The sequence below is a fragment of the Pseudomonas guariconensis genome, from assembly GCF_900102675.1.
Lineage (GTDB): Bacteria > Pseudomonadota > Gammaproteobacteria > Pseudomonadales > Pseudomonadaceae > Aquipseudomonas > Aquipseudomonas guariconensis.
In genome coordinates this window covers 70,020-76,243 of sequence record NZ_FMYX01000018.1, presented here as the reverse complement: position 1 = coordinate 76,243, position 6,224 = coordinate 70,020, and the positions used below count along the sequence as shown (strand labels likewise).

The 6,224-nt window shown below is 63.0% G+C and carries 7 protein-coding genes; all 7 read left to right on the top strand.

Annotated features, from left to right (window positions below):
* Positions 1 to 206 (top strand): hypothetical protein (locus tag BLS27_RS23920; RefSeq protein WP_208599427.1); only part of this gene is annotated, 206 nt, incomplete at its 5' end.
* A 5-nt stretch (positions 207 to 211) separates the two neighbouring features.
* Positions 212 to 1,660 carry an ethanolamine permease gene (eat, locus tag BLS27_RS23005; RefSeq protein WP_070573967.1) on the top strand — a complete coding sequence of 483 codons (1,449 nt, stop codon included), beginning with the start codon at positions 212 to 214 and terminating at the stop codon, positions 1,658 to 1,660.
* Between the two features lie 48 nt (positions 1,661 to 1,708).
* Entirely contained in the window at positions 1,709 to 3,103 is a 1,395-nt protein-coding gene (locus BLS27_RS23000; protein WP_070573965.1) for an ethanolamine ammonia-lyase subunit EutB, read from the top strand.
* Between the two features lie 8 nt (positions 3,104 to 3,111).
* Entirely contained in the window at positions 3,112 to 3,930 is an 819-nt protein-coding gene (gene eutC, locus BLS27_RS22995) for an ethanolamine ammonia-lyase subunit EutC (protein ID WP_043210319.1), read from the top strand.
* Positions 3,931 to 4,037: 107 nt separating this feature from the next.
* Positions 4,038 to 4,496 (top strand): GNAT family N-acetyltransferase, encoded by a 459-nt coding sequence (locus tag BLS27_RS22990; protein ID WP_043210178.1) that lies wholly within the window; start codon positions 4,038 to 4,040, stop codon positions 4,494 to 4,496.
* Between the two features lie 247 nt (positions 4,497 to 4,743).
* Positions 4,744 to 5,391, top strand: a complete 648-nt coding sequence (locus BLS27_RS22985) for a DedA family protein (protein WP_043210180.1) — start codon at positions 4,744 to 4,746, stop codon at positions 5,389 to 5,391.
* A 6-nt stretch (positions 5,392 to 5,397) separates the two neighbouring features.
* On the top strand, positions 5,398 to 6,213 hold the full coding sequence (locus tag BLS27_RS22980) for a M90 family metallopeptidase (RefSeq protein WP_043210182.1): 816 nt from the start codon (positions 5,398 to 5,400) through the stop codon (positions 6,211 to 6,213).
* The last annotated feature ends 11 nt before the right edge of the window (positions 6,214 to 6,224 follow it).

Sequence of the window (6,224 nt, the reverse complement as noted above, 5' to 3'; positions counted from 1 at the left end):
GACATCAATCCGCTGGGCTTCTTCTAAATCGCGTTGCCTTTTTCGCGGGTGAACCTGCTTCTGCAGTGCTTGTGCTGTGGGGCTGGGTTTACCCGTACGGCCCAACAACCAGGGCGATGGCGTGCACCACCGCTCTGGCTCGCTTCTTGCCAGACCAATCACCAAGGGCCGGAACGCTTCTGGCCACCAAGAAAAACAACAGGTGAACACTATGCCAAGCGATCACTCCGGCAGCGCGCCGGCGAGCTCTTCGGTCGACTTCGAGAAAGTCGACGCGGATTATTTCCAGCACCGACAACTAAAAAAAGGCGCCGCCGGCTGGGTCCTGCTGGTCGGCCTGGGCGTGGCGTATGTCATCTCCGGTGACTATGCCGGCTGGAACTTCGGCCTGGCCCAAGGCGGCTGGGGTGGCATGTTCCTCGCCACCTTGTTGATGGCCACCATGTACCTGTGCATGTGCTTTTCCCTGGCCGAGCTGTCCTCGATGATCCCCACCGCCGGTGGCGGCTACGGTTTCGCGCGCAGTGCCTTCGGGCCTTGGGGCGGGTTCCTGACGGGCACGGCGATCCTGATCGAATACGCGATCGCGCCCGCGGCCATCGCTACCTTCATCGGCGCCTATTGCCAGTCACTGTTCGGCATCGGCGGCTGGATGGTCTACCTGGCCTTCTACATCATCTTCATCGGTATCCATATCTTCGGTGTCGGTGAAGCGCTCAAGCTGATGTTCATCATCACCGCCGTCGCCGCGATCGCCCTGGCGGTCTTCCTGGTGGCCATGGTGCCCCATTTCGAGGCATCCAACCTGTTCGACATCGCCCAGACCGACGCGGCCGGTGCCAGCAGCTTCCTGCCCTTTGGCTACGTCGGCATCTGGGCGGCGATCCCCTACGCCATCTGGTTCTTCCTCGCGGTCGAAGGCGTTCCCCTGGCAGCCGAAGAAACCAAGAACCCTCGCCGTGACCTGCCACGCGGCCTGATCGGCGCCATGCTGGTGCTGGTCGCCTTCGCCCTGCTGATCTTGGTGATCGGCCCCGGCGGCGCCGGTTCCGAAGCCTTGAAGGCTTCCGGCAACCCACTGGTCGAGGCATTGGCCAAGGCCTATGGTGGTTCCACCTGGATGGGCAGCTTCGTCAACCTGGTCGGCCTGGCCGGCCTGATCGCCAGCTTCTTCTCGATCATCTACGCCTATTCGCGGCAGATCTTCGCCTTGTCGCGCGCCGGCTACCTGCCGCGCAAGCTCTCGGAAACCAACAAGAGCAAGGCGCCGGTACTGGCGCTGGTGATCCCCGGCATCATCGGCTTTGGTCTTTCGTTGACCGGCCAGGGCGACCTGCTGATCCTGGTGGCCGTGTTCGGCGCCACGCTCTCCTACGTGCTGATGATGGCCGCGCACATCACCTTGCGCATCCGCCGCCCCAAGATGGAGCGTCCTTACCGCACCCCAGGCGGAGTCTTCACCTCGGGCGTGGCCCTGGTGCTGGCCTGCGTGGCCGTGGTCGCCGGTTTCCTGGTGGACCCACGCGTGGTGATTGGCGCTGCCGTGATCTATGGGGTATTAATTGCCTACTTTGCTTTCTACAGCCGTCACCACCTCGTGGCGGGGACGCCGGAAGAAGAATTCGCTGCGATCCAGAAGGCCGAAGAGGCCCTGCACTGATCGCCGACTTACGCCGCGGGTCGACCCGCGGCGCTCTGGAGATTCTGTATGGCAAGTTTCGTACACACGGTAGGCAACCAGATCTACCGCTTCGACAGTCTCAAGGACGTCTTAGCCAAGGCCAGCCCGGCCCGCTCGGGCGACTACCTGGCAGGCGTCGCGGCCAGCAACGATGGCGAGCGTGTCGCCGCGCAGATGGCCTTGGCCGACATCCCGCTGACGCACTTTCTCAACGAGGCGTTGATCCCTTACGAGGCGGACGAAGTCACCCGGCTGATCATCGACACCCATGACAAGCAAGCCTTCGCCCCGGTCAGCCACCTGACCGTCGGCGGGTTTCGCGACTGGCTGCTTAGCGAGGCTGCCGACGAACAGAGCCTGCGGGCCCTCGCCCCCGGCCTGACTCCGGAAATGGCCGCGGCGGTGTCGAAGATCATGCGTGTCCAGGACTTGGTGCTGGTCGCGCAGAAGATCCGCGTGGTAACGAAGTTCCGCGGCACCATGGGCCTGCGCGGACGTCTTTCGACCCGCCTGCAACCCAACCACCCGACCGACGAACCGGCCGGTATCGCGGCGAGCATTCTCGACGGCCTGCTGTATGGCAACGGCGATGCCATGATCGGCATCAACCCGGCCACCGACAGCATCGCCTCGATCTGCACCCTGTTGGAAATGCTCGATGCCATCATTCAGCGCTATCAGATTCCGACCCAATCCTGCGTACTGACCCACGTCACCACGTCGATCGAAGCGATCAACCGTGGCGTGCCGCTGGACCTGGTGTTCCAATCCATCGCCGGCACCGAGGCTGCCAACGCCGGTTTCGGCATCAACCTCAACGTACTCAAGGAAGGCTACGAGGCAGGCCTGTCGCTCAAGCGCGGTACCGTCGGGCAGAACCTGATGTACTTCGAGACAGGCCAAGGCAGCGCGCTGTCGGCCAACGCCCACCATGGCGTGGACCAGCAAACCTGCGAAACCCGCGCCTACGCCGTGGCGCGTCACTTCAACCCGTTCCTGGTCAACACCGTGGTCGGTTTCATCGGCCCGGAGTACCTGTACAACGGCAAGCAGATCATCCGCGCCGGCCTGGAAGATCATTTCTGCGGCAAGCTTTTGGGCGTGCCCATGGGCTGCGACATCTGCTACACCAACCATGCCGAAGCCGACCAGGACGACATGGATACGCTGCTGACCTTGCTGGGCGTGGCCGGGATCAACTTCATCATGGGCATCCCCGGCTCCGACGACATCATGCTCAATTACCAGACCACCTCCTTCCATGACGCGCTCTATGCGCGCCAGACCTTGGGCCTAAAACCTGGGCCTGAGTTCGAGGCCTGGCTGGAACGCACCGGGATCTTCACCCAGGCCGATGGCCGGGTACGCTTCGGTGACCAACTGCCGCCAGCCTTCCGCCAGGCCCTGGCACAGCTTGCATAGGGATGACCATGGACCGACAGACACCCACTCCCGAAAATCCCTGGCTGGCTCTGCGCAACCTGACCCCGGCACGCATCGCCCTCGGCCGCACCGGCACCAGCCTGCCGACCGGCGCGCAGCTGGACTTCCAGTTCGCCCACGCCCAGGCGCGCGACGCCGTGCACCTGCCCTTCGACCACGCTGGCCTGCGCGAGCAACTCAATGCCCGTGGGCGCGAAACCCTGCTGGTGCACAGCGCGGCCAGCGACCGCCACCAGTACCTGCAGCGGCCCGACTTGGGCCGGCGCCTGGACGAGGATTCCGTCCAGCGCCTGCGTGAACACGCCCAGACCAACCCGGGCGGCGTCGATCTTGCGATCGTGGTCGCCGATGGTCTGTCGGCCCTGGCCGTGCATCGCCATACCCTGCCCTTCCTGGCCCGCTTCGAAGAGCAGGCCGCAGCCGACGGCTGGCGCTGTGCACCCGTCGTGCTGGTGGAACAGGGTCGTGTGGCAGTGGCCGATGAAGTCGGTGAACTGCTCGGCGCGCGCATGACGGTCATGCTGATTGGCGAACGCCCGGGCCTGAGCTCGCCCGACAGTCTGGGTCTGTACTTCACCTATGCGCCCAAGGTCGGCCTTACCGATGCCTACCGCAACTGCATCTCCAACGTCCGCCTGGAGGGCCTGAGCTACGGCATGGCGGCCCACCGTCTGCTGTACTTGATGCGCGAGGCCTGCCGGCGCCAGCTCTCCGGGGTGAACCTCAAGGACGAAGCCGAGGTGCACAGCATCGAGAGCGAGGCGGCTTCAGGCAAAAACGGAAACTTCCTGCTGGGAGAGCGGTAAAAAACATGTAATGGAAGGCGGATTGCGCTTCTAACCTGCTTTGGGCAGCATGCGATTGAAGCTGCTGGCAATCCGCCGTATCCCCAAATGGACACTGAGGGCCGCACATGCGCATCATCAAGGCAACCCTGGAACACCTCGACCTGCTGACCCCATTGTTCGTGAAGTACCGCGAGTTCTATGGGCAGTTGCCCTACCCGGACAGCTCACGCAGTTTTCTGGAAAAACGCCTCAAGCGGGGCGAATCGGTGATCTACCTGGCCCTACCGGATGACGAAGAGGGTCGCCTGCTTGGCTTCTGCCAGCTGTACCCGAGCTTTTCCTCCCTGTCGCTCAAGCGCGTGTGGATCCTCAACGACATCTACGTGGCCGAAGATTCCCGGCGCATGCTGGTGGCCGATCATCTGATGCGTGAAGCCAAGAAGATGGCCAAGGACACCAACGCCGTGCGCATGCGGGTCTCTACCAGCAGCGACAATGACGTGGCACGCAAGACCTACGAATCGATCGGTTTTCGCAAGGACACCGAGTTCGAAAACTACATTTTGCCGATCACTCAGGACTGAGCACCGCCTTATCCTGTGGGAGCGGGTTTATTCGCTCCCACAGGGGGATGAATCGCTTGGATTCCCTGAGCAACGCCCCTCGAAACCCGCCGCTACAAACTCCCCGGGCACATTCCTGCCATCGCCGTATAATGCCCTTCCTGTCATGTGTGAAAATTTACCCATCCGCAGGTAAAGAAGCCTACGCCCTTGGCACAGTCCGTCATCGTGCGCCCGTAGCTGCGGGTCAAGAACACAGGTGTTGTACATGGAATTCAACCCGCTGGACCTTATCCTGCATCTCGATGCTTACCTCGATCTGCTGGTCACCAACTACGGCCCCTGGATCTACGCGATTCTCTTCGCGGTTATCTTCTGCGAAACCGGCCTGGTGGTGATGCCCTTCCTGCCGGGCGACTCCTTGCTGTTCATCGCTGGCGCCGTCGCTGCAGGCGGTGGCATGGATCCGGTACTGCTGGCCGGCCTGCTGATGGCGGCGGCGATCCTGGGCGACAGCACTAACTACGTCATCGGCCGAACCACGGGCGAGCGACTGTTCCGCAATCCCAACTCGAAAATCTTCCGCCGCGACTACCTGCAGCGTACCCATGACTTCTACGAACGCCATGGCGGCAAGACCGTGACCATGGCGCGCTTCCTGCCGATCCTTCGGACTTTCGCGCCATTCGTCGCTGGCATCGCACACATGCTCTACCCGCGTTTTTTGGCCTTCAGCATCACAGGTTCGCTGCTGTGGGTCGGCGGCCTGGTGACCCTGGGCTACTTCTTCGGCAACGTCCCGTTCATCAAGCAGCACCTGTCGCTGATGGTCGTCGGCATCATTATCCTGTCGCTGGTGCCGATGATCCTGGGTCTGCTGCGTGGCCGCCTGGGCCGCACGGCGAAGGCCCACTGACCGGTCATGTGGTCGCTGCGCGCCTGGCGTCGCCGACGTACCCTGGCTCGATACCCCGTCGATCCGCAGCTGTGGCAGGTGATTCGCGAGCGCCTGCCCATGCTCGACGGCATCAGTGACGAAGAAGACCGCACCCTGCGTGAAGCCTGTGTGCTGTTTCTGCACGACAAGCACCTGACCGCCTTGCCCGGGGTGCAGTTGGACGACGAACAGCGTCTGTTCCTCGCCGCCCAGGCCCAACTGCCGCTGCTGCATCTAGGCGAGCTGAACTGGTACCAGGGCTTCCACGAAATCATCCTCTACCCCGACGACTTCGTGAGCCCCCAGCGCCACCGCGACGCCAGCGGTGTCGAACACACTTGGGACGCCGAGCACAGCGGTGAAGCCTGGCAACAGGGCCCCGTGATCCTGGCTTGGCCCGGGGTGCTGGCCAGTGGCGGCTGGGAAGGCTACAACCTGGTGATCCACGAACTGGCCCACAAGCTCGACATGCTCAATGGCGATGCCAATGGTCTGCCGCCGCTGCACAAGGGCATGCGCGTGGAAGACTGGGCCAGCGCCATGCAGCAGGCCTATGACGACATGAACCGGCAATTGGACGCCAATCCCGACGCCGAGACCGCCATCGACCCGTACGCCGCCGAAAACCCGGCGGAATTCTTCGCCGTCACCAGCGAGTACTTCTTCAGTGCGCCCGACCTGCTGCACCAGGTTTATCCACAGGTGTACCAGCAACTGGCGCTGTTCTATCGCCAGGACCCGCTCGCACGCCTGGACCGGTTGCAGGCCGAGCACCCTCTGTACCGCGAAACCCAGGCCTGACGGGGCCGCAC